Origin of the sequence: Serratia montpellierensis (genome assembly GCF_020858655.1) — a bacterium.
GTDB classification, from domain to species: Bacteria; Pseudomonadota; Gammaproteobacteria; order Enterobacterales; family Enterobacteriaceae; genus Serratia; species Serratia montpellierensis.
This window is the reverse complement of record NZ_VOSN01000018.1, coordinates 18,302-41,375: the sequence shown is the minus strand read 5'-3', so window position 1 is coordinate 41,375 and position 23,074 is coordinate 18,302. Positions and strand designations below refer to the sequence as shown.

Annotated in this window: 25 protein-coding genes; 11 read left to right on the top strand and 14 right to left on the bottom strand. The window is 59.3% G+C overall.

Features of this window, described 5'->3' with window-relative positions; translation table 11 throughout:
* Positions 1-11 precede the first annotated feature (11 nt).
* From FUU19_RS18520 to zipA, 3 genes are all read right to left on the bottom strand, one after another.
* Positions 12-227: a DUF3820 family protein gene (locus FUU19_RS18520; RefSeq protein WP_004936441.1), complete on the bottom strand. Its 216-nt coding sequence runs from the start codon at positions 225-227 to the stop codon at positions 12-14.
* On the bottom strand, positions 227-2,248 hold the full coding sequence (ligA, locus tag FUU19_RS18515; RefSeq protein WP_230490610.1) for an NAD-dependent DNA ligase LigA: 2,022 nt from the start codon (positions 2,246-2,248) through the stop codon (positions 227-229). Before ligA ends, FUU19_RS18520 begins: the two co-directional genes overlap by 1 nt.
* A 79-nt stretch (positions 2,249-2,327) precedes the next feature.
* Positions 2,328-3,344 carry a cell division protein ZipA gene (gene zipA / locus FUU19_RS18510; protein WP_230490609.1) on the bottom strand — a complete coding sequence of 339 codons (1,017 nt, stop codon included), beginning with the start codon at positions 3,342-3,344 and terminating at the stop codon, positions 2,328-2,330.
* Between the two features lie 221 nt (positions 3,345-3,565).
* Here zipA and cysZ point away from each other — a divergent pair, with 221 nt between their 5' ends.
* The 5 genes from cysZ (at position 3,566) to crr (ending at position 8,468) form a co-directional block, all read left to right on the top strand.
* Positions 3,566-4,324 (top strand): sulfate transporter CysZ, encoded by a 759-nt coding sequence (cysZ, locus tag FUU19_RS18505; RefSeq protein WP_038881306.1) that lies wholly within the window; start codon positions 3,566-3,568, stop codon positions 4,322-4,324.
* 185 nt (positions 4,325-4,509) lie between these two features.
* Positions 4,510-5,478, top strand: a complete 969-nt coding sequence (gene cysK, locus FUU19_RS18500; RefSeq protein ID WP_141967414.1) for a cysteine synthase A — start codon at positions 4,510-4,512, stop codon at positions 5,476-5,478.
* Between the two features lie 399 nt (positions 5,479-5,877).
* Entirely contained in the window at positions 5,878-6,135 is a 258-nt protein-coding gene (ptsH, locus tag FUU19_RS18495; protein ID WP_004936458.1) for a phosphocarrier protein Hpr, read from the top strand.
* A 46-nt stretch (positions 6,136-6,181) separates the two neighbouring features.
* On the top strand, positions 6,182-7,909 hold the full coding sequence (ptsI, locus tag FUU19_RS18490) for a phosphoenolpyruvate-protein phosphotransferase PtsI (RefSeq protein WP_025303782.1): 1,728 nt from the start codon (positions 6,182-6,184) through the stop codon (positions 7,907-7,909).
* A 49-nt stretch (positions 7,910-7,958) separates the two neighbouring features.
* Positions 7,959-8,468 (top strand): PTS glucose transporter subunit IIA, encoded by a 510-nt coding sequence (gene crr, locus FUU19_RS18485; RefSeq protein WP_004936467.1) that lies wholly within the window; start codon positions 7,959-7,961, stop codon positions 8,466-8,468.
* A 298-nt stretch (positions 8,469-8,766) separates the two neighbouring features.
* Here the strand turns inward: crr and FUU19_RS18480 are convergent, their stop codons facing one another.
* The 10 genes from FUU19_RS18480 to FUU19_RS18435 form a co-directional block, all read right to left on the bottom strand.
* Positions 8,767-10,089 (bottom strand): ATP-binding protein, encoded by a 1,323-nt coding sequence (locus tag FUU19_RS18480; RefSeq protein ID WP_219228088.1) that lies wholly within the window; start codon positions 10,087-10,089, stop codon positions 8,767-8,769.
* 6 nt (positions 10,090-10,095) lie between these two features.
* Positions 10,096-10,776 (bottom strand): response regulator transcription factor, encoded by a 681-nt coding sequence (locus FUU19_RS18475; RefSeq protein WP_038881296.1) that lies wholly within the window; start codon positions 10,774-10,776, stop codon positions 10,096-10,098.
* Between the two features lie 252 nt (positions 10,777-11,028).
* Entirely contained in the window at positions 11,029-11,910 is an 882-nt protein-coding gene (gene cysM, locus FUU19_RS18470) for a cysteine synthase CysM (protein WP_202669954.1), read from the bottom strand.
* 81 nt (positions 11,911-11,991) lie between these two features.
* Positions 11,992-13,080: a sulfate/thiosulfate ABC transporter ATP-binding protein CysA gene (gene cysA, locus FUU19_RS18465; protein WP_141967407.1), complete on the bottom strand. Its 1,089-nt coding sequence runs from the start codon at positions 13,078-13,080 to the stop codon at positions 11,992-11,994.
* Complete coding sequence (gene cysW, locus FUU19_RS18460; protein ID WP_230490608.1) at positions 13,070-13,945, bottom strand: sulfate/thiosulfate ABC transporter permease CysW; 876 nt, start codon at positions 13,943-13,945, stop codon at positions 13,070-13,072. Before cysW ends, cysA begins: the two co-directional genes overlap by 11 nt.
* Positions 13,945-14,784 (bottom strand): sulfate/thiosulfate ABC transporter permease CysT, encoded by an 840-nt coding sequence (cysT, locus tag FUU19_RS18455; protein WP_004936486.1) that lies wholly within the window; start codon positions 14,782-14,784, stop codon positions 13,945-13,947. Before cysT ends, cysW begins: the two co-directional genes overlap by 1 nt.
* Entirely contained in the window at positions 14,785-15,807 is a 1,023-nt protein-coding gene (locus FUU19_RS18450; RefSeq protein WP_230490607.1) for a sulfate ABC transporter substrate-binding protein, read from the bottom strand.
* Positions 15,808-16,008: 201 nt separating this feature from the next.
* Positions 16,009-16,908, bottom strand: coding sequence for a Dyp-type peroxidase (locus tag FUU19_RS18445; RefSeq protein ID WP_151428849.1), 900 nt, complete (start codon positions 16,906-16,908; stop codon positions 16,009-16,011).
* 182 nt (positions 16,909-17,090) lie between these two features.
* On the bottom strand, positions 17,091-17,678 hold the full coding sequence (locus tag FUU19_RS18440; RefSeq protein WP_230507303.1) for an RpoE-regulated lipoprotein: 588 nt from the start codon (positions 17,676-17,678) through the stop codon (positions 17,091-17,093).
* 156 nt (positions 17,679-17,834) lie between these two features.
* A complete protein-coding gene (locus FUU19_RS18435; RefSeq protein ID WP_230490606.1) occupies positions 17,835-18,299 on the bottom strand; it encodes a DUF2919 domain-containing protein in 465 nt (154 codons plus the stop codon).
* 174 nt (positions 18,300-18,473) lie between these two features.
* On the opposite strand from FUU19_RS18435, the gene FUU19_RS18430 reads away from it, so the two are divergent.
* Positions 18,474-18,872: a YgiW/YdeI family stress tolerance OB fold protein gene (locus FUU19_RS18430; RefSeq protein WP_033643970.1), complete on the top strand. Its 399-nt coding sequence runs from the start codon at positions 18,474-18,476 to the stop codon at positions 18,870-18,872.
* Between the two features lie 42 nt (positions 18,873-18,914).
* Here FUU19_RS18430 and FUU19_RS18425 read toward each other — a convergent pair whose 3' ends face one another.
* Positions 18,915-19,340, bottom strand: a complete 426-nt coding sequence (locus tag FUU19_RS18425; protein WP_004936504.1) for a GNAT family acetyltransferase — start codon at positions 19,338-19,340, stop codon at positions 18,915-18,917.
* 204 nt (positions 19,341-19,544) lie between these two features.
* Between FUU19_RS18425 and amiA the strand changes: the two genes are divergently transcribed.
* From amiA to FUU19_RS18400, 5 genes are all read left to right on the top strand, one after another.
* The gene (gene amiA, locus FUU19_RS18420; RefSeq protein ID WP_230507301.1) at positions 19,545-20,426 is read left to right on the top strand and encodes an N-acetylmuramoyl-L-alanine amidase AmiA; all 882 of its coding nucleotides are present in this window, start codon (positions 19,545-19,547) and stop codon (positions 20,424-20,426) included.
* 65 nt (positions 20,427-20,491) lie between these two features.
* The gene (gene hemF, locus FUU19_RS18415; RefSeq protein WP_151428855.1) at positions 20,492-21,412 is read left to right on the top strand and encodes an oxygen-dependent coproporphyrinogen oxidase; all 921 of its coding nucleotides are present in this window, start codon (positions 20,492-20,494) and stop codon (positions 21,410-21,412) included.
* Positions 21,412-21,867 (top strand): YaiI/YqxD family protein, encoded by a 456-nt coding sequence (locus FUU19_RS18410; RefSeq protein ID WP_004936514.1) that lies wholly within the window; start codon positions 21,412-21,414, stop codon positions 21,865-21,867. The genes hemF and FUU19_RS18410 overlap by 1 nt, the downstream gene beginning before the upstream one ends.
* 359 nt (positions 21,868-22,226) lie before the next feature.
* Entirely contained in the window at positions 22,227-22,430 is a 204-nt protein-coding gene (locus FUU19_RS18405) for a hypothetical protein (protein WP_072271550.1), read from the top strand.
* 65 nt (positions 22,431-22,495) lie between these two features.
* Positions 22,496-22,792 (top strand): colicin Z C-terminal domain-related protein, encoded by a 297-nt coding sequence (locus FUU19_RS18400; protein WP_072271551.1) that lies wholly within the window; start codon positions 22,496-22,498, stop codon positions 22,790-22,792.
* The last annotated feature ends 282 nt before the right edge of the window (positions 22,793-23,074 follow it).

Sequence of the window (23,074 nt, the reverse complement as noted above, 5' to 3'; positions counted from 1 at the left end):
GGCCCGTCAGTTCAGCTTTTCTTCAGCGGCTTGACCAGGTGGTCAAGCCCTTCGATTTTAATCGCCAGCGTCATCTCCATCAGCATGCCGAGCTTGCCTTTGGGGAATTCGCCCTTGCGGGCGAACCACAGCAGGTACTCTTCGGGCAGATCGATCAACACCCGCCCCTGGTACTTGCCGAACGGCATCACAGTATTGGCGATCTCCAGCAGGTTTTCCTTTTCCATCAGTCACCCAGCAGGCGGATCATCTCCGCTTCGTCGATCACGGCGATACCCAGCTCCTGCGCCTTCGCCAGCTTGGAACCGGCCGCTTCGCCGGCGATCACCAGGTCGGTTTTCTTCGACACGCTGCCGCTGACCTTGGCGCCCAGCGCCGTCAGGCGATCTTTGGCCTCGTCGCGCGACAGCTGGCTCAGCGAACCGGTCAGCACCACGGTTTTACCGGCGAACGGGCTGTCTATCTCTTCTGCCACCACCACCACCGGCGCCGGCCAGTGGATGCCGATCTCGGCGCCCACCAGCTCGTTGATCACCTGCTGGTTGAGCGCTTCATCGAGGAAATTGCGGGTGTGTTTGGCCACCACTTCGCCGACGTCCGGCACCTCTTTCAGCGCTTCGATATCGGCGGCGAACAGCTTCTCGAGCGATCCGAAATGCGCCGCAAGGTTGGCGGCGGTCGCCTCGCCGACCTCGCGAATGCCGAGCGCATACAGGAAACGGGCAAAGGTGGTCTGCTTGGATTTCTCCAGCGCGTTGACCAGATTCTGCGCCGATTTCGGCCCCATGCGATCCAGACCGGTCAGAATGCCGGCGGACAGGCGGAACAGATCGGCCGGATTCTTCACGTACTCTTTGTCCACCAACTGCTCGATGATCTTGTCGCCCATGCCTTCGACGTCCAGCGCGCGGCGGGAAACGAAGTGCTTCAACGCCTCTTTGCGCTGCGCGCCGCAGATAAGACCGCCGGTGCAGCGCGCTACCGCCTCGCCTTCCACGCGCTCAACGTCGGAGCCGCACACCGGGCAGTGCAGCGGGAACACCACTTCGCGCGCATCCTGTGGCCGGCGGTCTTCCAGCACCCCCACCACCTGCGGGATGACGTCGCCGGCGCGGCGCACGATCACCGTATCGCCGATGCGCAGCCCCAGACGCTCAATTTCATCGGCGTTGTGCAAGGTGGCGTTGCTGACGGTCACCCCGGCTACCAGCACCGGCTCAAGGCGCGCCACCGGCGTAATCGCGCCGGTGCGGCCAACCTGAAACTCCACTTCGCGCACCACGGTGATCTGTTCCTGCGCCGGGAATTTGAACGCCGTCGCCCAGCGCGGCGCACGCGCCACGAAGCCCAGCGTTTCCTGCAGATCGATATCGTCAATCTTGATCACCACGCCGTCGATGTCGAAACCGAGCTGCGCGCGGTCCTGCTCGACCTGGCGATAAAACGCCAGCACTTCCTCGCTGCCGGTGCGGCGTTGGGCGCGATCGCTGACCGGCAGGCCCCAGGCCTTGAACTGCATCAGGCGCTCAAAGTGGCTGCGCGGCAGCTCGCCGCCTTCCAGCAGGCCGACGCCGTAACAGAAGAAGGTCAGCGGGCGTTTGGCAGTAATGCGCGGATCGAGCTGGCGCAGCGAACCGGCGGCGGCGTTGCGCGGGTTGGCGAACACCTTGCCGTCTTTGCGCCTCGCCTCTTCGTTCATCTGTTCAAAACCGGCCTGCGGCATGAACACTTCGCCGCGCACTTCCAGCCGGCGCGGAATGTTGTCGCCGGTCAGGCGCAGCGGGATGGCGCGAATGGTGCGCACGTTGGTGGTGATGTTCTCGCCGGTGGTGCCGTCGCCGCGCGTCGCCGCGCGCACCAGCTCGCCCTCTTCGTACAGCAGGCTGACCGCCAAACCATCCAGCTTCAGCTCGCAGCAGAAAGTCAGCGGATCGCTGCTTTTGAGCCTATCCTGCACGCGCTTATAAAACGCCAGGAAGCTTTCTTCGTCGAACACGTTGTCCAGCGACAGCATCGGCACTTCGTGACGCACCTGGTCGAACGCCGCCAGCGGCGCTGCGCCCACGCGCTGGGTCGGCGAATCGGCGGTGACCCACTCCGGATGCGCGCTCTCCAGCTCGCGCAGTTCGCGCATCAGGCGGTCATATTCCGCATCCGGCACTTCCGGCGCATCCAATACATGATACTGATATTCATGATGGCGCAATGTGGCTCGTAGTTGATTGATTTGTTGGATTATCGATTCCATGGCTCACCATCAAAGATAAAAAACCCCCGGCTAGCGGGGGCTTTGTTGTTACGGATGTTCAGTGCGCGCGGCAACCCGGTCAGGCGTTGTTTTCCAACACTTCGCGGATACGCGCTTTGTAGGTTTCCAGCTTCTGCGGCGTCATCATGCGGCGCTCGTCGTCCAGCACCACGCCGCCCACGTCGTCGGCGATACGCTGTGCCGACTGCAGCATCAGCTTGAAGTTCTGATTGGCGTCGCCGTAAGACGGCACCATCATGAACATCGACACGCCCGGCGTGGAGAAATCGGACATCATGTCAGGATCGAACGATCCCGGCTTGACCATGTTCGCCAGGCTGAACAGCACCGGGCCGCTGCCGGCCGGGCTGATATGGCGGTGGAAGATGCCCATCTCGCCAAACTGGAAGCCGGCCTGCAACACGCTCTGCAGCAGCACCTCACCGCCGATTACGCCGCCCTGGTGGGCCGTGACGTGCAGCACCAGCACAGTCTCTTTCAGTTTAGCCTGAATTGGCGCAGCCGCCGGCTGCGGTGCAGGTTCCGGCGCAGGCTTCACTTCCGGCGTTTGCTGCACTGGGGCTGGCTCGGCGTGGAATGCCGGTTCCGCCCCCTGCGGCGCCTCATGTTCATGCGGCAGATCGTCGACGCGCGGCTCACGGCGCACGGCCGGTTGCGGTTGCTGCGGTTCGGCCTGTTCTTCGTCCGGCGCATAGTTGTTCAGTAGGATGTCATCATATTCCGGCCGCTGAGACAGCGGAGGCGGCGTCTGATGGGCAGCCGGCTGAACGGCGTGGGGCGCTGGCGCAGCCGCCGGAGCGGGCTTCGTCGCGGCCACGGGTTCTTCGCGTGCGGCATCGAAATGGCCGAATGACGGCTCGTCTTGCGGGTGAGCGGCGCGTACGCGCACCTCACCGACGCCTTCTTCGAGATCGTCGATCGGAGTTTGTTCACGTTCCTTTTGGGAACGTTTGGCTGGGCGATCGCGGAAGAGCGCTGACCGTTCTTTGCGACTGGTCCACAGACCGTGCAATAACAGCGCTATTATGGCGATCGCGCCAACAACGATTAATATCAGACGCAAATCCTGCATCATTGCTATCTCTGTTGTTCCAATACATTGCCACCGCGGCAAACATTCACTCTTTAACTCTATTTGCCCGCGCACACAAGTGCAAGTCCGTGCTGAACTTTATGCCAATAAAGATGATTATACTGCCTTTTTCTGCTGGTTTTTCAGCCAACCCTACCCTAGCCAGTGGAAAATCATCCCTATATGATAATGATGCCTGTTCAGACAACGAGATAACTTAAGATATGTCCTATACGCAGCCCCCTGCCCGCTCAACCAGCGGCATTCACTATTTCGCCGAAGGCTGGCGCCTGATTTCGCGCCCGGGGATTAAACGCTATGTGGTCCTGCCGTTGCTGGTCAACGTGCTGCTGATGGGTTCCGCTTTCTGGTGGCTGTTCAGCCGGCTCGGCGATTGGATCCCGGCGATGATGAGCCACGTTCCCGACTGGCTGCAATGGTTGAGCTACCTGCTGTGGCCGCTGGCGGTCATTTCGGTGCTGCTGGTGTTCAGCTATCTGTTCAGCACCCTCACCAACCTCATCGCCGCGCCGTTCTGCGGCCTGCTGGCCGAGCAGCTCGAAGGCAGCCTGACCGGCAAACCGCTGCCGGACACCGGCCTGCTCGGCATCGCCAAAGATCTGCCGCGCATCATGGCGCGCGAATGGCGCAAGCTGATGTATTACCTGCCGCGCGCGCTGCTGCTGCTGGCGCTGTACTTCGTGCCCGGCATCGGCCAAACGGTGGCGCCGGTGCTGTGGTTCCTGTTCAGCGCCTGGATGCTGGCGATCCAGTATTGCGACTACCCGTTCGACAACCACAAGGTGAGCTTTGCCGACATGCGCCGCGCCTTGCGCCAGCACAAAACCGACAACCTGCAGTTCGGCGCGCTGGTCAGCCTGTTCACCATGATCCCGATCCTCAATCTGGTGATCCTGCCGGTCGCCGTCTGCGGCGCCACCGCGATGTGGGTCGATCGCTACCGCTCGCAATTCGTCCGATAACCGCCGTTTTTTACCGCCGATAGCGCGGGAATTTTCGACAGGGCGCGCATTTCGCGCCCTTATCATTGTGCTTAAAACTTATTTCCTAATAACATATAGATATACCAATTCTTTACTTCCCTGCCGGTACTGTTAGCGTATGCTTTCGATGTTCCCCACATTTTCATAGAGTTAAAGGACGGGCTATGAGCAAGATATATGAAGACAACTCATTAACAATCGGCCATACGCCGCTGGTTCGTCTGAACCGTATCGGCAACGGACGCATTCTGGCCAAGGTTGAATCACGCAACCCGAGCTTCAGCGTCAAATGCCGCATCGGTGCCAATATGATTTGGGATGCGGAACAACGCGGCGTGCTGACCGCCGGCAAAGAACTGGTGGAGCCGACCAGCGGCAACACCGGCATCGCGCTGGCCTTCGTTGCCGCCGCGCGCGGTTACAAGCTGACGCTGACCATGCCGGAAACCATGAGCATCGAGCGCCGCAAGCTGCTCAAGGCGCTGGGCGCCAATCTGGTGCTGACCGAAGGGGCGAAAGGCATGAAAGGCGCCATCGCCAAAGCCGAAGAGATCGTCGCCACCGATCCGAACCGTTATCTGATCCTGCAGCAGTTCAGCAACCCGGCCAACCCGGCCATCCATGAAAAAACCACCGGCCCGGAAATCTGGGAAGACACCGACGGCGACGTCGACGTGTTCATCTCTGGCGTTGGCACCGGCGGCACCCTGACCGGGGTCAGCCGCTACATCAAGAACACCAAAGGCAAGGCCATCACCACCGTGGCGGTCGAGCCGACCGACTCGCCGGTCATCAGCCAGGCGCTGGCCGGTGAAGAGCTGAAACCGGGCCCGCACAAGATCCAGGGCATCGGCGCCGGCTTCATTCCAGGCAACCTCGATCTGGACCTGGTGGATCGCGTCGAGAAAGTGTCCAACGACGAAGCCATCAGCATGGCACGTCGCCTGATGGACGAAGAAGGCATCCTGGCAGGCATCTCCTCCGGCGCTGCGGTCGTGGCGGCGGTGAAACTGGCCGAAGAACCGGCGTTCGCCGACAAGACCATCGTGGTGATCCTGCCCTCTTCCGGTGAGCGTTATCTGAGCACCGCGCTGTTCGCGGATCTGTTCACTGAGCAAGAATTGCAGCAGTAATTCCGCCACTGCACAAATCGCTAAAAAAGCACCCTACGGGGTGCTTTTTTGTGGACTGGATCAAACTTTATAGCAGTCCAAGATTGCTTTTGCCCGTCGGCTTTAGTATTTAACGGTGCATTATTTCGATGCGCAAAATTAATCACCCCCCGAGCCCGGTCAAGGCTGAATCGATTTACTCATCTGTCGCCGACGCGTCGAATCGGGCATAATGGGGAGCGGATTGGAACGACGTCTAAAGCCGAGTTTTTTGATCTGAAGTGCCTAACGCGTCGTTTTCTGTTGCATCAACGTTCGCCCCTGTCCATAGTCAGGCGCTATAACCAGACAAGCTAAAGTCAGGCCCCTGGGCTAAACTTTAGCTCCACAACATTAATCCAATAAGTTGGGGAAACATCAATGTTCCAGCAAGAAGTTACTATTACCGCTCCGAATGGTCTGCATACTCGCCCTGCCGCTCAGTTCGTTAAAGAAGCCAAAGGCTTCACGTCTGACATCACCGTGACCTCCAACGGCAAAAGCGCCAGCGCTAAAAGCCTGTTCAAACTGCAAACTCTGGGGCTGACTCAAGGGACCGTAGTGACCATCTCAGCTGAAGGTGAAGACGAGCAGAAAGCCGTTGAGCACTTGGTAAAACTGATGGCAGAGCTTGAGTAATCGGCCCGTCTTTTTAGTTAACACCAGTCAAGAGTAAGGTAGGGTTATGATTTCAGGCATTTTAGTATCACCGGGCATCGCTTTTGGTAAGGCTCTCTTGCTGAAAGAAGACGACATCGTCATCAACCGGAAAAAAATCTCTGCTGATCAAGTAGAGCAGGAAGTCTCGCGTTTTCTGGCCGGCCGCGCGAAAGCGTCCGAACAGCTGGAAGCGATCAAGACCAAAGCTGGCGAAACCTTCGGCGAAGAGAAGGAAGCTATCTTCGAAGGCCACATCATGTTGCTGGAAGACGAAGAGCTTGAGCAGGAAATCATAGCCCTAATCAAAGACGATCTGGCCTCCGCAGACGCCGCCGCCTACACCGTGATCGAAGGTCAGGCGAAAGCGCTGGAAGAGCTGGACGACGAATACCTGAAAGAGCGCGCCGCCGACGTGCGCGACATCGGCAAGCGCCTGCTGCAGAACATTCTGGGCATGCCGATCGTCGATCTGGGCTCCATTCAGGACGAAGTGATCCTGGTGGCCACCGATCTGACCCCGTCAGAGACCGCGCAGCTGAACCTGGACAAAGTGCTGGGCTTCATTACCGATCTCGGCGGCCGCACCTCCCACACCTCTATCATGGCGCGCTCCCTGGAGCTGCCGGCGATCGTCGGTACCAGCGACGTGACCAAGCAGGTGAAAAACGACGACTACCTGATTCTGGATGCGGTTAACAACAAAATTTACGTTAACCCGACCGCTGACGTTATCGATCAGCTGAAAGCCGCCCAGAACCAATACATCACCGAGAAAAACGATCTGGCCAAGCTGAAGGACCTGCCGGCGATTACGCTGGACGGCCATCAGGTTGAAGTCTGCGCCAACATCGGCACCGTGCGCGACGTCGCGGGTGCAGAGCGCAACGGCGCGGAAGGCGTCGGCCTGTATCGTACCGAATTCCTGTTCATGGACCGTGACTCGCTGCCGACCGAAGACGAGCAGTTCCAGGCTTATAAAGCCGTGGCGGAAGCCATGGGCTCGCAGGCCGTGATCGTCCGCACCATGGACATCGGCGGCGACAAAGACCTGCCGTACATGAACCTGCCGAAGGAAGAGAACCCGTTCCTCGGCTGGCGCGCCATCCGCATCGCGATGGACCGCCGTGAAATCCTGCACGCCCAGCTGCGCGCCATCCTGCGCGCCTCGGCGTTCGGCAAACTGCGCATCATGTTCCCGATGATCATCTCCGTGGAAGAAGTGCGCGATCTGAAAGGCGAAATCGAGACGCTGAAGGCGCAGCTGCGCGAAGAAGGCAAGGCGTTTGACGAGAGCATCGAGGTGGGCGTGATGGTGGAAACACCGGCTGCGGCGGTCATCGCTCACCACCTGGCGAAAGAAGTCGACTTCTTTAGTATTGGGACAAACGATCTAACCCAGTATACTCTGGCGGTAGATCGCGGCAACGAGCTGATTTCTCATCTCTATAACCCGATGTCCCCATCAGTACTTAGCCTGATCAAACAGGTTATTGATGCATCTCACGCAGAAGGCAAGTGGACCGGCATGTGCGGCGAACTGGCTGGCGATGAGCGTGCTACACTGTTGTTATTGGGCATGGGGCTGGATGAGTTCAGCATGAGTGCGATTTCAATCCCGCGCATCAAGAAAATTATTCGTAACACGAATTTCGAAGATGTGAAGGCGTTGGCAGCGCAAGCCTTGGCACAGCCAACGGCACAAGACCTGATGAATTGCGTCAATAAATTCATCGAAGAAAAAACGCTCTGCTAAACTTCCACGACACTGGAACGCCGCCCAATTTAATGCTTAGGAGAAGATCATGGGTTTGTTCGATAAACTGAAATCTCTGGTTTCTGATGACAAGAAAGACACGGGCACTATCGAGATCGTCGCTCCCCTTTCTGGCGAAATCGTCAATATCGAAGATGTGCCGGACGTAGTGTTCGCTGAAAAAATCGTTGGCGACGGTATCGCCATCAAACCGGCCGGCAACAAAATGGTTGCTCCGGTTGACGGCACCATCGGCAAGATTTTCGAAACCAACCATGCATTCTCTATCGAATCCGACAGCGGCATTGAGCTGTTCGTCCACTTCGGCATCGATACCGTAGAACTGAAAGGCGAAGGCTTCAAACGCATCGCCGAAGAAGGTCAGCGCGTCAAGAAAGGCGACGTCGTTATCGAGTTCAACCTGCCACTGCTGGAAGAGAAAGCCAAGTCTACCCTGACGCCGGTCGTTATCTCCAACATGGACGAGATCAAAGAGCTGATCAAACTGTCCGGCAGCGTGACCGTTGGCGAAACCCCGATCATCCGCATCAAGAAGTAAGCGCGGATGAGCAAGAAAAACGGCGCCCTCGGCGCCGTTTTTTTATCCCCTTCTTCTTTCGAACCGCAGCGTTGTTGGCCGCACGTGCTCACCCCGGTCACTTACCGGAGTAAGCTCCCGGGGATTCCCCCGCTTGCCGCCTAGCTGCAATTCGAAATCCTTTGGGTATGCCGCGGATAATAGACGTTATCGGCGCAGGCAGTTTGAACATGGACAGCGCGCAACCTTCGGAACGTACACACAGTACGTGACGAAGGCGAGCACTGCCCTAGTTCAAAATGGCAAGTAAGATAGTCTATTATTGCCAGCGCGGGATACGCAGAGTGATGATAAGCCCCTCTTTGTCGCCATTGCGCGCCTCAACCTGGCCGCCGTGCGCCAGCACCACCTTGCGGGTAATCGCCAGCCCCAGGCCGTAACCCTTGCCCGACAGGGCCGACTTCACGCGCACGAACGGATCGAAGATGCTCGACAGCTTCGCCTCCTCGACTCCCGGCCCCTGATCGCTGACCGCGATCTGGAACTGGTTATCGACGCGCGTCAATGCCACCGTCACCCGCTGGCCGTGGCTGGAAAAGCGCAGCGCATTGCGCACGATGTTGTCCACCGCTCGCCGCATCAGCTCCGCATTGCCTTTGACGGTGTACTCCACGTCCGACTCGGCCTGCAGCACGATATCCACGCCGGGCACCTGCGCCTCGTAGCGTGCATCGCTCACCACCGCGTCCACCAGGCCGTACAGATCGAAATACTCTTCGTCAGGTAGGCTACTGTGTTCGGCGCGCGACAGCGCCAGCAGCTCACCGATCATTTTGTCCAGCCGCCCCGACTCGTGTTCGATGCGCTTGAGCGAGGTTTCGACGTTGCCGGCATTCTGCCGCGCCAGGCCGATCGCCAGCTGCAGGCGCGCCAGCGGCGAACGCAGCTCGTGCGAAACGTCATGCAGCAACTGCTCGCGGGCGCTGACCAGCAGCTCCAGCCGCTCGGCCATGGTGTCAAAATCGCGCGCCACGTCGGACAGTTCGTCATGGCGCCGCCGCATCTTCGGGTACAGCCGCACCGACAGATCGCCCTGCGCCACCCGATCCAGGCCGCCGCGCAGCTGACGCATCGGCCGGGTCAGGTTCCAGGCCAGCACGGCGCTGAACAGCAAACCGCCCAGCCCGCCGACCCACAGCATCGGCGCAGGAATGTTGAAGAAATGGGAGCGCCGCTCCGGCCGATACTCTTCCCGCAGCCCGCGCACGTCATAGCTCAGCCAGTAACCCTGCCCTTCGCCGGTCTGTACCCAGGCGGAAATCTCTTTCGGCATGCGCCGCCCTTCAAACACCGGTTCTTCCGGCGCGGGCGGCGGCGGTTGGGTCATCGGCGTGACGGACAGCAGGCGCCTGTCGTCCTCGGGCCAGTCACGCATCAGGGCTTCCAGCGCCGGCATGCCGCCGCTACGCAATTGGGTGGCGGCGGAGGTTAGCTGCAGACCTATCACCCGCCGCGCCATGGCGTTCTCCGGCGGCACATAACGATCGCCATATAAAGAAAACGCCACCCACAGGGCCTGCGTCATGATGATGAAGGTCAGCCAAAAGCCGAGCAAAATTTTCCAGAACAGTCTTCCGCGCATGTCAGGTTACCGAATGCGATAGCCGATGCTGCGCACCGTCTCGATGCTCAGCGTATTGCCGGCCAGCGCGCTCAGCTTCTGGCGGATATTGCTGATATGCACGTCCACGCTGCGATCATAGGCCTCGCGCGGGCGCCCCAGCCCCTTCTCGGACAATTCATCCTTCGACACCACGCGATCCGGCGCGCGCAGCAACAGCTCCAGCAGATTGAATTCCGAAGCGGTCAGATCAAACGCCTTACCGCGCCATTCGCTGCTGCGGGTTGAAGGATTCAGCGTCAGCTCGCCGAAGCTGATGGCGGCTTCGTCGTCCGCCTCTTGCGGCCGCTCTTCGAAACGACGCAGCACCGCGCGCAGGCGCGCCACCAATTCGCGCGGGTAGCACGGTTTGGGCATGTAATCGTCAGCGCCCATCTCCAGGCCAATCACCCGATCGATGTTGTCACCTTTGGCGGTCAGCATGATGATCGGCAGCCGGCTCTTTTTACGCACATCGCGCAGCACGTCGATGCCGCTCATGTCCGGCAGCATGATGTCGAGGATCATCGCGGTATAGTCGCCCGACAGCGCGCCCTCAACCCCCGCCTTGCCGGTCAGCACCAGCGTGGCGTCGAAGCCTTCGCCGGTCAGGTATTCGCTCAGCATGGTGCCAAGCTCCAGGTCATCGTCGACCAGTAAAATTTTCATGCCTTGCTCCTTCACCGATTTTCGTTATTTTCCCGCCAATTCCGCCGGCCCGCAGCCGGTTTTACTCAATCCTTACACATCGCGGTTCGCATCTCGCCACCGTTATTGTGGCTGCTGTCGCGCGATTTCTCTACTTCAGTCATGGCATTGGCGCACGAGCAAGCGGCAGCCACCACGTAAGCGGGGCCGCCGTCTGTCGAAAGGAAAGTGGGAAAGGTTCTCCCGACGGCACACACCGCCGGGAAGGAACGATCAGTCGAACACGCCGGTGGAGAGGTAACGGTCGCCACGATCGCAGACGATCGCCACCACGACGCTGCCGGGATTAGCCGCCGCGACGCGCAAGGCACCGGCTACCGCGCCGCCGGAGCTGACGCCGCAGAAAATGCCTTCACGCTGCGCCAGCTGGCGCATGGTCTGCTCGGCATCGCGCTGCTCGATGTCCAGCACCTGATCCACCAGCTCCGGGCGGAAAATACCCGGCAGATAAGCGGGCGACCAACGGCGAATGCCGGGGATGCTGCTGCCCTCCGCCGGCTGCAGGCCGATGATCTGCACCTGCGGATTCTGGCTTTTCAGATAACCGCCCACGCCGGTAATGGTACCGGTGGTGCCCATGCTGGAAACGAAGTGCGTGATGCGCCCTTCGGTCTGGCGCCAGATCTCCGGGCCGGTGGTGGTGAAATGGGCATAGGGATTATCCAGGTTGTTGAACTGATCCAACACTTTACCCTGCCCCTGGCGCTGCATCTCCAGCGCCAGATCGCGCGCCCCTTCCATTCCCTGCTCACGGCTGACCAGGATCAGTTCCGCACCGTAGGCACGCATCGCCGCCTGCCGCTCCAGGCTCATGTTCTCCGGCATCAGCAGCTTCAGCGTATAGCCTTTCAATGCAGCGATCATCGCCAGCGCAATGCCGGTGTTGCCGCTGGTGGCCTCAATCAGCACATCGCCGGGCTTGATCTCACCGCGCAGCTCCGCCTGCTGAATCATCGCCAACGCGGCGCGATCCTTCACCGATCCCGCCGGGTTATTGCCTTCCAGTTTGACCCATACCTCGCTGCCCGCCTGGGCGGCCAGCCGTTGCAGTTTTACCAGCGGGGTATTCCCGATGCATTGTTCGAGCGTTGTCACGATCTTTGCCTGTGTGTTGGTGTGCGTAAAGTAAAAAGGCAACCCTGGGGTTGCCTTGAAGAAAAGGGCTGCTAAAACCTATCAGGCGCTTTTGGCTAACGCAACAGGTTGCAGCAGTTGATCGCCGGCATACAGCCGCGCATTGAGGCTGCCGACGTAATAACGGCCGCCGCGCACCGGCGTGGCGTTGCCTTCCGGCAGCACTATGCTTATCGGTTCCTGATGCCAGCCGATCGGCTGCACCGTCAGCTGCCAGAAATGGCCGCGCGGGCTGACTTCCAGCACCTGAACCGGCAGCGGACAGCGCTCGCTGCTCTCGGTCGCCACTTCCATTTCCCACGGGCGCAGGAACAGATCGACGCTGCCCTGGTGCATCGGCTGGAACGACAGCGGCCACTGGTGCGCGCCGACGAACAGCTGGGAGCCGCGGATTTCGCCGTTCAGGCGGTTCACTTCCCCCATGAATTCCAGCACGAAGCGGCTCGCCGGTTCGCGCATGATGTCGACCGGCGACCCGACCTGTTCGATATTGCCCTGGCTCATCACCACGATGCGGTCGGCCACTTCCATCGCCTCTTCCTGATCGTGGGTGACGAACACGCTGGTGAATTTCAGTTCTTCATGCAGCTGACGCAGCCAGCGGCGCAGCTCTTTGCGCACCTGCGCATCCAGCGCGCCGAACGGTTCGTCCAGCAGCAGAATTTGCGGCTCCACCGCCAGGGCGCGCGCCAGCGCCACGCGCTGTTTCTGCCCGCCGGACAGCTGCGATGGATAGCGGTTGGCCAGGTGACCCAGCTGCACCATTTCCAGCAGTTGGGTCACTTTCTGTTTGATCGCCGCGGCGTTCGGGCGCTCGCGGCGCGGCAGCACGGTCAGGCCGAAGGCGATGTTGTCGAATACCGTCATGTGGCGGAACAGCGCATAGTGCTGAAACACGAAACCCACGCGCCTGTCGCGCGCGTGCATATGGCTGACGTCGGTGCCGTGGAAGCCCAGCTTGCCGCCGCTCTGGCTTTCCAGCCCGGCGATGATGCGCAGCAGCGTGGTCTTGCCGGAACCGGACGGCCCGAGCAGCGCCACCATCTCGCCGGAAGCAATATCGAGCGAGATATCGTTCAATACCTTGGTGCGACCGAAGTACTTGTTGATGCCGTTAATCTCAATGCTCATGATTTTCCTCCCGCTCGATACGCGCGTTTTGACGTTCCAGACGCCACTGCAGCGCGCTCTTCAAAAATAGGGTAACGATCGCCATCAGGGTCAACAGCGCGGCGGCGGTAAAGGAGCCGACGGTGTTGTAATCCTGCTGCAACAGCTCGACCTGCAGCGGCAGGCTGTAGGTTTCGCCGCGAATCGAACCGGACACCACCGACACCGCGCCGAACTCGCCGATGGCGCGCGCGTTGGTCAGCACCACGCCGTACAGCAGCGCCCAGCGAATGTTGGGCAGCGTCACGCGGCGGAACATCTGCCAGCCGGACGCCCCCAGCAGAATAGCGGCCTCGTCTTCCTGGCTGCCCTGGCTGAGCATCATCGGCACCAGCTCGCGCACCACGAAGGGACAGGTGACGAAAATGGTCACCAACACCATGCCCGGCCAGGAGAACATGATCTGGATGTTATGCGCATCCAGCCAGCCGCCCAGCAGGCCGTTGCTGCCGTAAAACAGCAGGTAAATCAGCCCCGCCACCACCGGTGAAACGGCGAACGGGATGTCGATCAGCGTCAGCAGCAGCTGGCGGCCGGGGAAGGTGAAGCGCGTCACCAACCACGCCAGCAACGTGCCGAACACCAGGTTGAACGGCACGGTGATCAGCGCGATCAAAACCGTCAGCCAAATGGCGTGCAGCATGTCCGGATCGAGCAAGTTGCTCCACATCGCGCCGAATCCTTTGGAAAAGGCCTCGGCGAAAATCGACATCATCGGCACCACCAGCAGCAGCACCGAGAACAGCGCGCCGATGGCGATCAGCGTCCACTTGCCCCAGTTGACGCGCGGGCGCTCGGCGCCGTTGAAGGCAGAAACATCAGCCATCAGTGCCCTCCCCCTAAACGCCTGCCGAAGCGGCTTTGCAATACGTTAATGCTGAACAGCAGCAGCAGCGACGCCGCCAGGATCACCGAGGCGATGGCGCTGGCCGCCGGGTAATCGAACTCCTGCAAACGCACAAAAATCATCAGCGAGGTCACTTCCGTCTTCCAGGCGATGTTGCCGGCAATGAAAATCACCGCGCCGAACTCGCCCAGGCTGCGGGTAAAGGAGATGGCGGTGCCGGCCAGCAGTGCCGGCGCCACCTCGGGCAGCACCACGCGGCGAAAACTCTGCCAGCGCGTGGCGCCCAGCGTCTCGGCCGCCTCTTCGTATTCCGGCCCCAGCTCTTCCAGCACCGGCTGCACGGTTCGCACCACAAACGGCAGGCTGGTGAACGCCATCGCTACCGCGATCCCAAGCCAGGTAAAGGTAACCTTGATGTCGAAGTGCGCCAGCCACTGACCGTACCAGCCGGTGGTAGAAAACAGCCCCGCCAGCGTCAGGCCGGCCACCGCGGTCGGCAGCGCGAACGGCAGATCGATCAGGCCATCCAGCAGCGAACGGCCGGGAAAACGGTAGCGCGTCAGGATCCAGGCCATCAGCATGCCGAACACCGCGTTGAACAGGCTGGCGACGCCGGCCGCCAGCAGCGTCACTTTATACGCCGCCACCACCTGCGGGTTGGAAATCACTTCCCAGTATTGCGCCAGGCTCATCTGCGCCAGCTGCATCACCAGCGCGGAGAGCGGCAGCAGCAGGATCAAACAGGTATAAAACAGGCTGCTGCCGAGGCTGAGGCCAAATCCGGGCAACACCCGCTTACTGGACGACAACGCCAACATTTACTTGCGCCCTGCCGCTAACAGCTGATCCAGTTCGCCGCCGGTGGCGAAATGGGTTTTCATCACCTGCGGCCAGCCGCCGAACTGGTCTTCCACGCGGAACAGTTGGGTGTCCGGGAATTGCTCCTTCGCCGCCGCCATCGCTTTCTGGTCATACACGCGGTAGTAGAAGCTGGTGATCACCTGCTGCGCCGCCGGGCTGTAGAGATAGTTCAGATAGGCTTTGGCCGCCTGTTCGGTGCCGTTGCGCTCGACGTTTTTGTCGACCCAGGCCACCGGGAACTCCGCCAGAATATCGATCGGCGGCACGATCACGTCGTACTTGTCTTCACCGTATTGCTTGCGGATGTTGTTCACTTCGGACTCGAAGCTGATCAACACGTCGCCCAAACCGCGCTCGACGAAGGTGGTGGTCGCGCCGCGGCCGCCGGTATCGAACACCAGCACGTTTTTCAGGAAACGGGTCATGAAGGCGCGAGTCTTGGCCGCATCATTGCCGTCGGCCTGGCTGGCGGCGCCCCAGGCAGCCAAATAGGTGTAACGGCCGTTGCCGGAGGTTTTCGGGTTCGGGAACACCAGCTTCACGTCGTCGCGCACCAGATCGTTCCAGGTGTGGATACCCTTCGGGTTGTCCTTGCGCACCAGAAACGCCATGGTGGAATAGAACGGCGAGCTGTTGTTCGGCAGGCGCGCCTGCCAGTCCGCCGGGATCAGCTGACCGCGATCGTGCAGGATCTGCACGTCGGTGACCTGGTTGTACGTCACCACGTCGGCCCGCAGGCCCTGCAGGATCGCCAGCGCCTGCTTCGAGGAGCCGGCGTGCGATTGTTTGATGGTCAGCTTGTCGTTCGGATGCTGCTGATTCCACTGCTGTTCAAAGCCGGGATTCAGCGCGACGAACAATTCACGGGAAACGTCATAAGAGCTGTTCAGCAATTCCGCCGCCGACGCGGCGCCGCTCGCCAACAGCGCAGCCGCCAGCCAACCTTTCAGCACGAGATTTTTAACCCGGTTTTGTTTCATTCTGCACCTTATCACTGAGTCATTCCTTCAGGCTTTCGCCTTATTGACGACCAGTGTATTTATAACTCGGTGCGGAGCTGTAACGCTTTTATATACCGTTTAGTGATTTACAAGCATCAAACGCTATAAGGCAGGGAATGCGAGGCGTTTTAGGGGCGGAAAAACGGGCCGAAGCCGGGCGCGCCGGCTTCAGCAACGGCGTCAAAGTGACAGCAGGCGCGTCAGCGATGGCGCAAAGTAGTAGCTGCCGGTGACTGCACGACTGAAACGCAGCATCGCGTCGCGTTTACCGTCCAGATCGCCGAACATGCTCAGCAGCTGCTGCTCGATATTGTGCAGGCGCGCGCAATAGGCAATGAAGAACAGGCCATGCTTGCCGCTGGCGGTGCCGTAAGGCAGGCTCTGGCGCAGAATTTTCAGGCCCTTGCCATTCTCTTTCAGATCGACGCGGCTGACGTGCGAGGTATCCGGGCGCTGATCGGCCGGCAGCTCTTCGCTGTCGTGCTTGGTACGGCCGATGATCTGCTCCTGTTGCTCGGTGGTAAAACGCTGCCACTGGCGCAGATTGTGCTCGTAGCGTTGCACCAGCACGTAGCTGCCGCCTGCGTCCTCTTCGCCTTCGGCGATCGTCGCCACTGCCGGGCGCTGATCGCCCTGCGGGTTTTCAGTACCGTCGATGAAGCCGCTCAGATCGCGCTCTTCCACCCAACGGAAACCGTGGGTTTCCTCTTCAATCTTGATGGCGTTGCCGAACGCCGCCAACGCAGCCTGCGCCAGCGTGAAGTTGACGTCGTGACGCAGCGACTGGATGTGGATCAGCATATCGCGTTGGGTGGCCGGCGCCAGCCCTTTGCCGAGCGGCGTGAACGGCTTCAGCTCTTTCGCACCCTGGCCGCTGGAGAGATCGTGCCAAACGTCGTAGCCGAAAGCGATCACCGCGCCGAGGCGCGCATCGGGAAACTGCTGCTGCAGCTCGCTCAGCGTCTGACAAAACTGCTTGCAGCCCTGGCGCAAGTCGGCGAATTCGCCCTGTACGGTGGCTTCCATAAAAATGGCGAAACGGCAATGCTCCAGCAGAATACCGCTCTGAACCTGTGTCATGTTGTTATCCTCAATACCAGAATCCGGCAACAGGTAAGGTATGGCGGTTGACGCGCGGGTTCCCTGTTACAAACGCGCGCTATCATACCGCAAGCACGGGCGATTGCCTTGCAGCAGCGCAAAGAAAATAGGGGTAATGGCTTGAAAAGGCAGGCGCCGCGAACCGGCGCCCGTTGAACATATTACTGCTGCGGCTTGGCGTGCCAGATGATTTTGCTGACCGTCCAACTTTTCAGGGTGTCGTCCGGCGGAATGATATCCTGCGCCCCGGCCCACTTGCCGCTGAAGATGTAGGTAACGTACTTGCTCTGCTCCGCCACGCACTCCACTTTACCGGCGTCTTCGCCGCTGCCCGGTTTACAGGAGCCGAACGCCTTGCTGTACATATCGCCGAACGGTGTGCCGAGCTTGTTGCCCCACTCCGTCGCCACTTTCGGATCCAGCACGTCCAGGCGCTGCAGGCGCCCCTTCGGTTCGCCGGTGATCACCAGCTTCACCTCGTCGCCGGACAGCGCCTGGTAGTAAGAGACGATCTGGCCGTTGTTGGTCGCCATGCCGCCGCGCAGGCGATAGTTGCCGTCCAGCCCGTCGTTGATGGCGCTTTCCGACATCGGCGTGCCGGCGTTGAGCTTGCCGACGCCCTTGGCGCCGACCTCCAGGCTGCTGCCGAACCAGTTGAACGGCGACAGGCTGGACCAGGAGAAATTGGACATGCTCGAACAGCCGGTCAATAACAGCGGAAGCCCTAACAGCAGGGGGCGAATATTCATCTCTAGCTCCTTAAACATCAATGGCACGGGGCGGTAACCCGCCCCTGCCGCACTCGGCGTTTTGCTGCGTGCCAGCCTCTCACAACGGCCCGCACTACGCCAACGGTTGCCAGCTTGGAGTGCGGAAAATGCGAAAAGTGCCGCACTTCTCGGCAATTAGTCGGCATGCTCCGCCGGCGTGAAACAGGCTTTCAGACGCGCATTCAACAGCAGATAGCTCAGCGCCAGCGCATCGAGCAGCGCCAGCGTCAGTTCCAGCCCCGGCGCATCGCCGTCCTGGCGCCACAGGCTGAACAACGCGCCGCCGAGCGACGCCAGCAGGGAGACAGCCAGCCCCCAACGCCAGCCCCGCCACAGCCGCGGCCATTGATGGCGACGGCCGCTCAGCAAAAACGCCAGCGCCGCCGGCAAGCCGAGCAGCATGCCGTACCAAAAACGTTGGGTATCCGGATAAAACAGCGCCAGCAAGCTTTCGCCCTGTTCACGCGAAACGCCGGCCATCACGAACAGCAGCCAGGTGCGCGCCTGCAAAATCAGCACGGCCCAAAATCCCAGCGGCAGCCGCAGCGCGCCGTGCTGGTCGTAATCGTCCGGGGAAAACCGGGGGGAGAATGGCTTCAACGATCGTTCCTTGCCAACAGAATAAAGACTACGGCTACAGATGGGCGCAGCCGGCGTGAATTTCAATGCGCCGGCTTAAGAAGCTCTTAAGATCGGCGTGTTTTAATCCTTATCACCTAGCAAGCACCCGATATCAGCGGGATGTGATTTTCGATAACGATAAGGAAGCGCAACATGAAAAAACTGACTCTGGCCGCTCTGATCGCGCTGTGCAGCGCACCGGTACTGGCGCAACAAGGCGGGTTCCTCGATCCGGCCGCGCCGCAGGCCCAAACGCAAACCACCGCTCAAGGTGGTTTCTCCGGCCCCAGCGCGGCGCTGACCACCGTGGACAAGGTGAAATCGCTGAGCGACGACGCCTGGGTGATGCTGCAGGGCAACATCGAGCAGCGCATCGGCGACGAAACCTATACCTTCCGCGACGCCACCGGCACCCTGACAGTCGATATCGATCGCAAACGCTGGAACGGCCAAACCGTTACGCCGAAAGACAAGGTACAGCTGGAAGGCAAAGTGGATAAAGACTGGAACAGCCTCGAAGTGGACGTGAAAACCGTCAAAAAGCTGCCGTAATGCACTGCGGCGGGCGGTGCAACGCCGCCGCCCGCTGCCTGCTCAATATTCCTGATCTTCGATCAGCCGCTTGCCCAGGCTGGTGATGCCCTGGATCTCGTAGCCGAGCTTCTCGTACATCTCGACCACCGTGTCGTTGTCTTCGCGCACCATAATCTGGATCTTCGGGCAGCCGCGGGCGATCAACTTCTTCTCCAGACGGTTGATCAACGCATTGGCGATGCCGCGCCCGCGATAGTCGGGATGCACCCCGAGGTAATACGCCGACCCTCGGTGGCCGTCATAGCCGCCCATCACCGAACCGACCACTTCGCCGCCGACTTCCGCCACCAGGAACAGCTCCGGGTCGTGGTTCAGCTTGCGCTCGATGTCCATTTCCGGATCGTTCCAGGGCCGCAGCAGATCGCAGCGCTCCCACAGGGTAATGACTTCTTCAAAGTCGTCTTGTCGAAATACGCGAATTTCCATCGATGTTGGCCGCTGTTAATTAAGGTGTTTATCTGATTATCGCGTGATTATTCACTTACGCAATATCAAACTGCGATTTACCACGCTATTTACCCGGAAATCGCCGGTAACAGGCGTAATAAATGGAAATAGTTATCGGGTCGATTAATGATTATCAATACGATATAACGTCGCAAAATAGAAACGTCGATGGAGCGTTGCGTAATGAAAAAGCAGGGTAAACAATTCCTCAATTTTAAACCGCTTGCCGTTTCCCCGACGCGACGCCAACTTTTGCTTTCCGGCCTGGCGGTGGCGCTGTTCGGCGTGAAAAACCCAAGCGCCAGGGCGGAAGGCCTGCTGCGCAATCAGCACAGCAAACCGGCGGCGAAACCGGCCGGCGGCAAAAAGCTGGTGATGATCGATCCCGGCCACGGCGGCATTGACTCCGGCGCGGTCGGCCACGAAGGTTCGCAGGAAAAACACATCGTGCTGGAAATCGCCAACCACGTGCGCCGTTTCCTGCATGAGCACGATCACGTCGAGGCGCGCCTGACGCGCGAAGAAGACGAGTTCATTCCGCTGTTCCAGCGGGTGGAGATCGCCCACCAGCACCAGGCCGATCTGTTTATTTCGATTCACGCCGACGGCTTCACCAGCCCATCGGCCTCCGGCGCTTCGGTGTTCGCCCTCTCCAACCGCGGCGCCAGCAGCGCCATGGCGCGCTACCTGTCCAACCGTGAAAACGCCGCCACGTCGTCGGCGGGCGGCAAATATAAGGATCAGGACAACTACCTGCAGCAGGTGCTGTTCGATCTGGTGCAAACCGACACCATCAACAACAGCCTGACGCTCGGCCGCCACGTGCTCGGCCAAATTCGCCCGGTCCACCACCTGCACAGCGACAGCACGGAACAGGCGGCGTTCGCGGTACTGAAATCTCCGTCCATTCCCTCAGTGCTGGTGGAAACCTCGTTCATCACCAACCCGAACGAAGAGCGGCTGCTGGGCACCACCGCGTTTCGCGAGAAAATCGCCCGCGCCATCGCGGACGGCATCATCAATTTCTTCAATTACTTCGATACCCACCAGCGCAAACCCCGCTGATGCCGCGGGCGGCGAATAAGAGTATACTCAGCGCCTTGTTCAGCCAGACGCTATAAAGACCCCGCATGAGTTTACCTAACATCGCTGAAGTAAAATCCTTCCTGCTGGCGCTGCAGGATCATATCTGCGCGCAGCTCGCCCAGGCCGACGGCGGCGCCGTGTTCACCGAAGACCAATGGACGCGTGAAGAAGGCGGCGGTGGCCGCAGCCGCGTGCTGACCAACGGCGCGGTGTTCGAACAGGCGGGGGTTAACTTCTCGCACGTCTCCGGCGCCACCCTGCCGGCCTCGGCGACCGCGCACCGTCCGGAACTGGCCGGGCGCAGCTTTCAGGCGATGGGCGTCTCATTGGTTATCCATCCGCTCAGCCCCTACGTGCCCACCAGCCACGCCAACGTGCGTTTCTTCATCGCCGAAAAACCGGGCGAAGCGCCGGTGTGGTGGTTCGGCGGCGGCTTTGATCTGACGCCGTTCTACGGCTTCGAAGAGGATGCCGTGCACTGGCACCGCACCGCGGCCGAACTGTGCGCGCCGTTCGGCGACGAGGTCTACCCGAAATACAAGCAATGGTGCGACGATTACTTCTTCATCAAGCACCGCAACGAAGCGCGCGGCATCGGCGGCCTGTTCTACGACGATCTGAACACCCCGGACTTCGACCACTGCTTCGCCTTCACCCGCGCGGTGGGCCAGGGCTTCCTCGACGCCTATCTGCCGATCGTCGAAAAACGCAAGACCTTGACCTGGGGCGAGCGTGAGCGCCAGTTCCAGCTGTATCGCCGCGGCCGCTACGTGGAGTTCAACCTGGTGTGGGATCGCGGCACGCTGTTCGGGCTGCAAACCGGCGGGCGCACCGAGTCCATCCTGATGTCGATGCCGCCGCTAGTGCGTTGGGAATATAACTACCAGCCGGAAGGCGACAGTCCGGAAGCGGCGCTGGCGCGCGATTTCCTGCCGGTGCGTGACTGGCTGCAGGAGCCGAAATGATGCAGATTTGGGTCGATGCGGACGCCTGTCCGAACGTGATCAAAGAGGTGCTGTTCCGCGCCGCCGATCGTACCGCCATCACCGTGACGCTGGTGGCGAACCAACCGCTGCGTACGCCGCCGTCGAAGTACATCCGTTCGCTGCAGGTGGCGGCCGGCTTCGACGTAGCCGACAACGAGATCGTGCGCCGCTGTGAAGCGGGCGATCTGGTGATCACCGCCGACATTCCGCTGGCGGCGGAGGTGATAGAGAAAGGCGCGGTGGCGCTGAACCCGCGCGGCGAACGCTATACGCCGGACACCATTCGCGAGCGCCTCAACATGCGCGATTTTATGGATACCCTGCGCGCCAGCGGCATTCAGACCGGCGGCCCGAACGCCCTGAACCAGCGCGACCGCCAGCAGTTCGCCAACGAGCTGGACAAATGGCTGCTGCAGGCGAAACGGGCGCAATGAGAGTCTCCCCAAGAATAGGCGCTTTACTTTAAAACTTACTGCGCCTCAATCTTTATACTACGCAATCCAACGTAACATATTTCACGGCAAAGGATGAGGTTACCGCATCGTTCAAATAGCAATGGTCCATTTCGCCTTCTTTCCCTACATCCCACAGTAACGCCCACGACTCACCATCAGGACACTTTATTACCCGAAAGTTTTGTCTCCTCAACCACACAAATGAGAATAGCTCTCAACAATTGACACATCAAAGCCCAACCGATAGAGTCAAATCACTGTGTAAATAACCATGTTTATATACACAGCCATTGAATGAAGTTTCTTTTACAGTTCTATTTCGGAAATAAGAGGTTTATATGAACAATGAAACATTGGTTTCTAAACACTATTTTATGTTTATCCTAAAAAACAATAATGGTAGTGACATCAGTTGCGTTTCAGAAGTTATCGCAACTAAAGAACAAGCCCTAAGCTATTTTTCATCCGCTGTAGAAGGATTAAATATTGAGATTATAGAAATATCAAATGAGGACAACTGGAAAGAAGAACATAACCATTGAAATAAATAACATTTTTTTAAATCATAAAATTATATTCTATCGATAAAAGTCAAACAGGAGAATTTATGAGCTCAATCGTTATCTGGGCACCACCAATGTTTTGGGGGCCTTGGATGAAACTAGGTGGCCACACTGGCGAAATCACATATAATGTAAACTTTGATACGGTTTCCAATGCCCCCTCGGCCTGTGTTATTCGTGTTAAATGGGCTAAGTTGGGTCCTAGAATCACTGAGATTTTAGGCCCACCAGGAAGTGCGACGATTACATGCTATGGAACAGGAACAGATATGGTTCAAGCAAAGAGTTTCTCTTTAGGGCAAATGCTCAGGGTTGACTCTGGTTTGCCAAAACAATTTTAATTTATTAATGAAACCCATCGGGGCTCTATAATCCCCGATGGGTTTTTATTATAATTAATTTTATAACTTATTTTTACATACGTATTCATTTCACTGATGGTGTGATCCGCAGGTAGTCTGCGGTGTTCGCATCGACTTGTACGCCTAGCTCCGCCAGCATCAGCACCGCCGGCTATGCATTCCATTGAAAAAGCATTGCGGGTATAACCAATAGCCATTCAGATATTTAGGTGCCTATATGGTTAGATTATTATGCAACCATCGGCACCCGCTGCTGAACAA

Bases quoted from the DNA above. Each gene is read 5' to 3' on its own strand.
- FUU19_RS18445 (WP_151428849.1), bottom strand. From the start codon at position 16,908: ATGACACAGGTTCAGAGCGGTATTCTGCTGGAGCATTGCCGTTTCGCC.
- FUU19_RS18520 (WP_004936441.1), bottom strand. From the start codon at position 227: ATGGAAAAGGAAAACCTGCTGGAGATCGCCAATACTGTGATGCCGTTC.
- zipA (WP_230490609.1), bottom strand. From the start codon at position 3,344: ATGATGCAGGATTTGCGTCTGATATTAATCGTTGTTGGCGCGATCGCC.
- ptsH (WP_004936458.1), top strand. From the start codon at position 5,878: ATGTTCCAGCAAGAAGTTACTATTACCGCTCCGAATGGTCTGCATACT.
- FUU19_RS18450 (WP_230490607.1), bottom strand. From the start codon at position 15,807: ATGAAACAAAACCGGGTTAAAAATCTCGTGCTGAAAGGTTGGCTGGCG.
- FUU19_RS18430 (WP_033643970.1), top strand. From the start codon at position 18,474: ATGAAAAAACTGACTCTGGCCGCTCTGATCGCGCTGTGCAGCGCACCG.
- FUU19_RS18475 (WP_038881296.1), bottom strand. From the start codon at position 10,776: ATGAAAATTTTACTGGTCGACGATGACCTGGAGCTTGGCACCATGCTG.
- amiA (WP_230507301.1), top strand. From the start codon at position 19,545: ATGAAAAAGCAGGGTAAACAATTCCTCAATTTTAAACCGCTTGCCGTT.
- ligA (WP_230490610.1), bottom strand. From the start codon at position 2,248: ATGGAATCGATAATCCAACAAATCAATCAACTACGAGCCACATTGCGC.
- FUU19_RS18400 (WP_072271551.1), top strand. From the start codon at position 22,496: ATGAGCTCAATCGTTATCTGGGCACCACCAATGTTTTGGGGGCCTTGG.
- FUU19_RS18480 (WP_219228088.1), bottom strand. From the start codon at position 10,089: ATGCGCGGAAGACTGTTCTGGAAAATTTTGCTCGGCTTTTGGCTGACC.
- FUU19_RS18410 (WP_004936514.1), top strand. From the start codon at position 21,412: ATGCAGATTTGGGTCGATGCGGACGCCTGTCCGAACGTGATCAAAGAG.
- FUU19_RS18440 (WP_230507303.1), bottom strand. From the start codon at position 17,678: ATGAATATTCGCCCCCTGCTGTTAGGGCTTCCGCTGTTATTGACCGGC.
- cysA (WP_141967407.1), bottom strand. From the start codon at position 13,080: ATGAGCATTGAGATTAACGGCATCAACAAGTACTTCGGTCGCACCAAG.
- crr (WP_004936467.1), top strand. From the start codon at position 7,959: ATGGGTTTGTTCGATAAACTGAAATCTCTGGTTTCTGATGACAAGAAA.
- cysT (WP_004936486.1), bottom strand. From the start codon at position 14,784: ATGTTGGCGTTGTCGTCCAGTAAGCGGGTGTTGCCCGGATTTGGCCTC.
- cysZ (WP_038881306.1), top strand. From the start codon at position 3,566: ATGTCCTATACGCAGCCCCCTGCCCGCTCAACCAGCGGCATTCACTAT.
- FUU19_RS18425 (WP_004936504.1), bottom strand. From the start codon at position 19,340: ATGGAAATTCGCGTATTTCGACAAGACGACTTTGAAGAAGTCATTACC.
- cysK (WP_141967414.1), top strand. From the start codon at position 4,510: ATGAGCAAGATATATGAAGACAACTCATTAACAATCGGCCATACGCCG.
- FUU19_RS18405 (WP_072271550.1), top strand. From the start codon at position 22,227: ATGAACAATGAAACATTGGTTTCTAAACACTATTTTATGTTTATCCTA.
- ptsI (WP_025303782.1), top strand. From the start codon at position 6,182: ATGATTTCAGGCATTTTAGTATCACCGGGCATCGCTTTTGGTAAGGCT.
- cysW (WP_230490608.1), bottom strand. From the start codon at position 13,945: ATGGCTGATGTTTCTGCCTTCAACGGCGCCGAGCGCCCGCGCGTCAAC.
- hemF (WP_151428855.1), top strand. From the start codon at position 20,492: ATGAGTTTACCTAACATCGCTGAAGTAAAATCCTTCCTGCTGGCGCTG.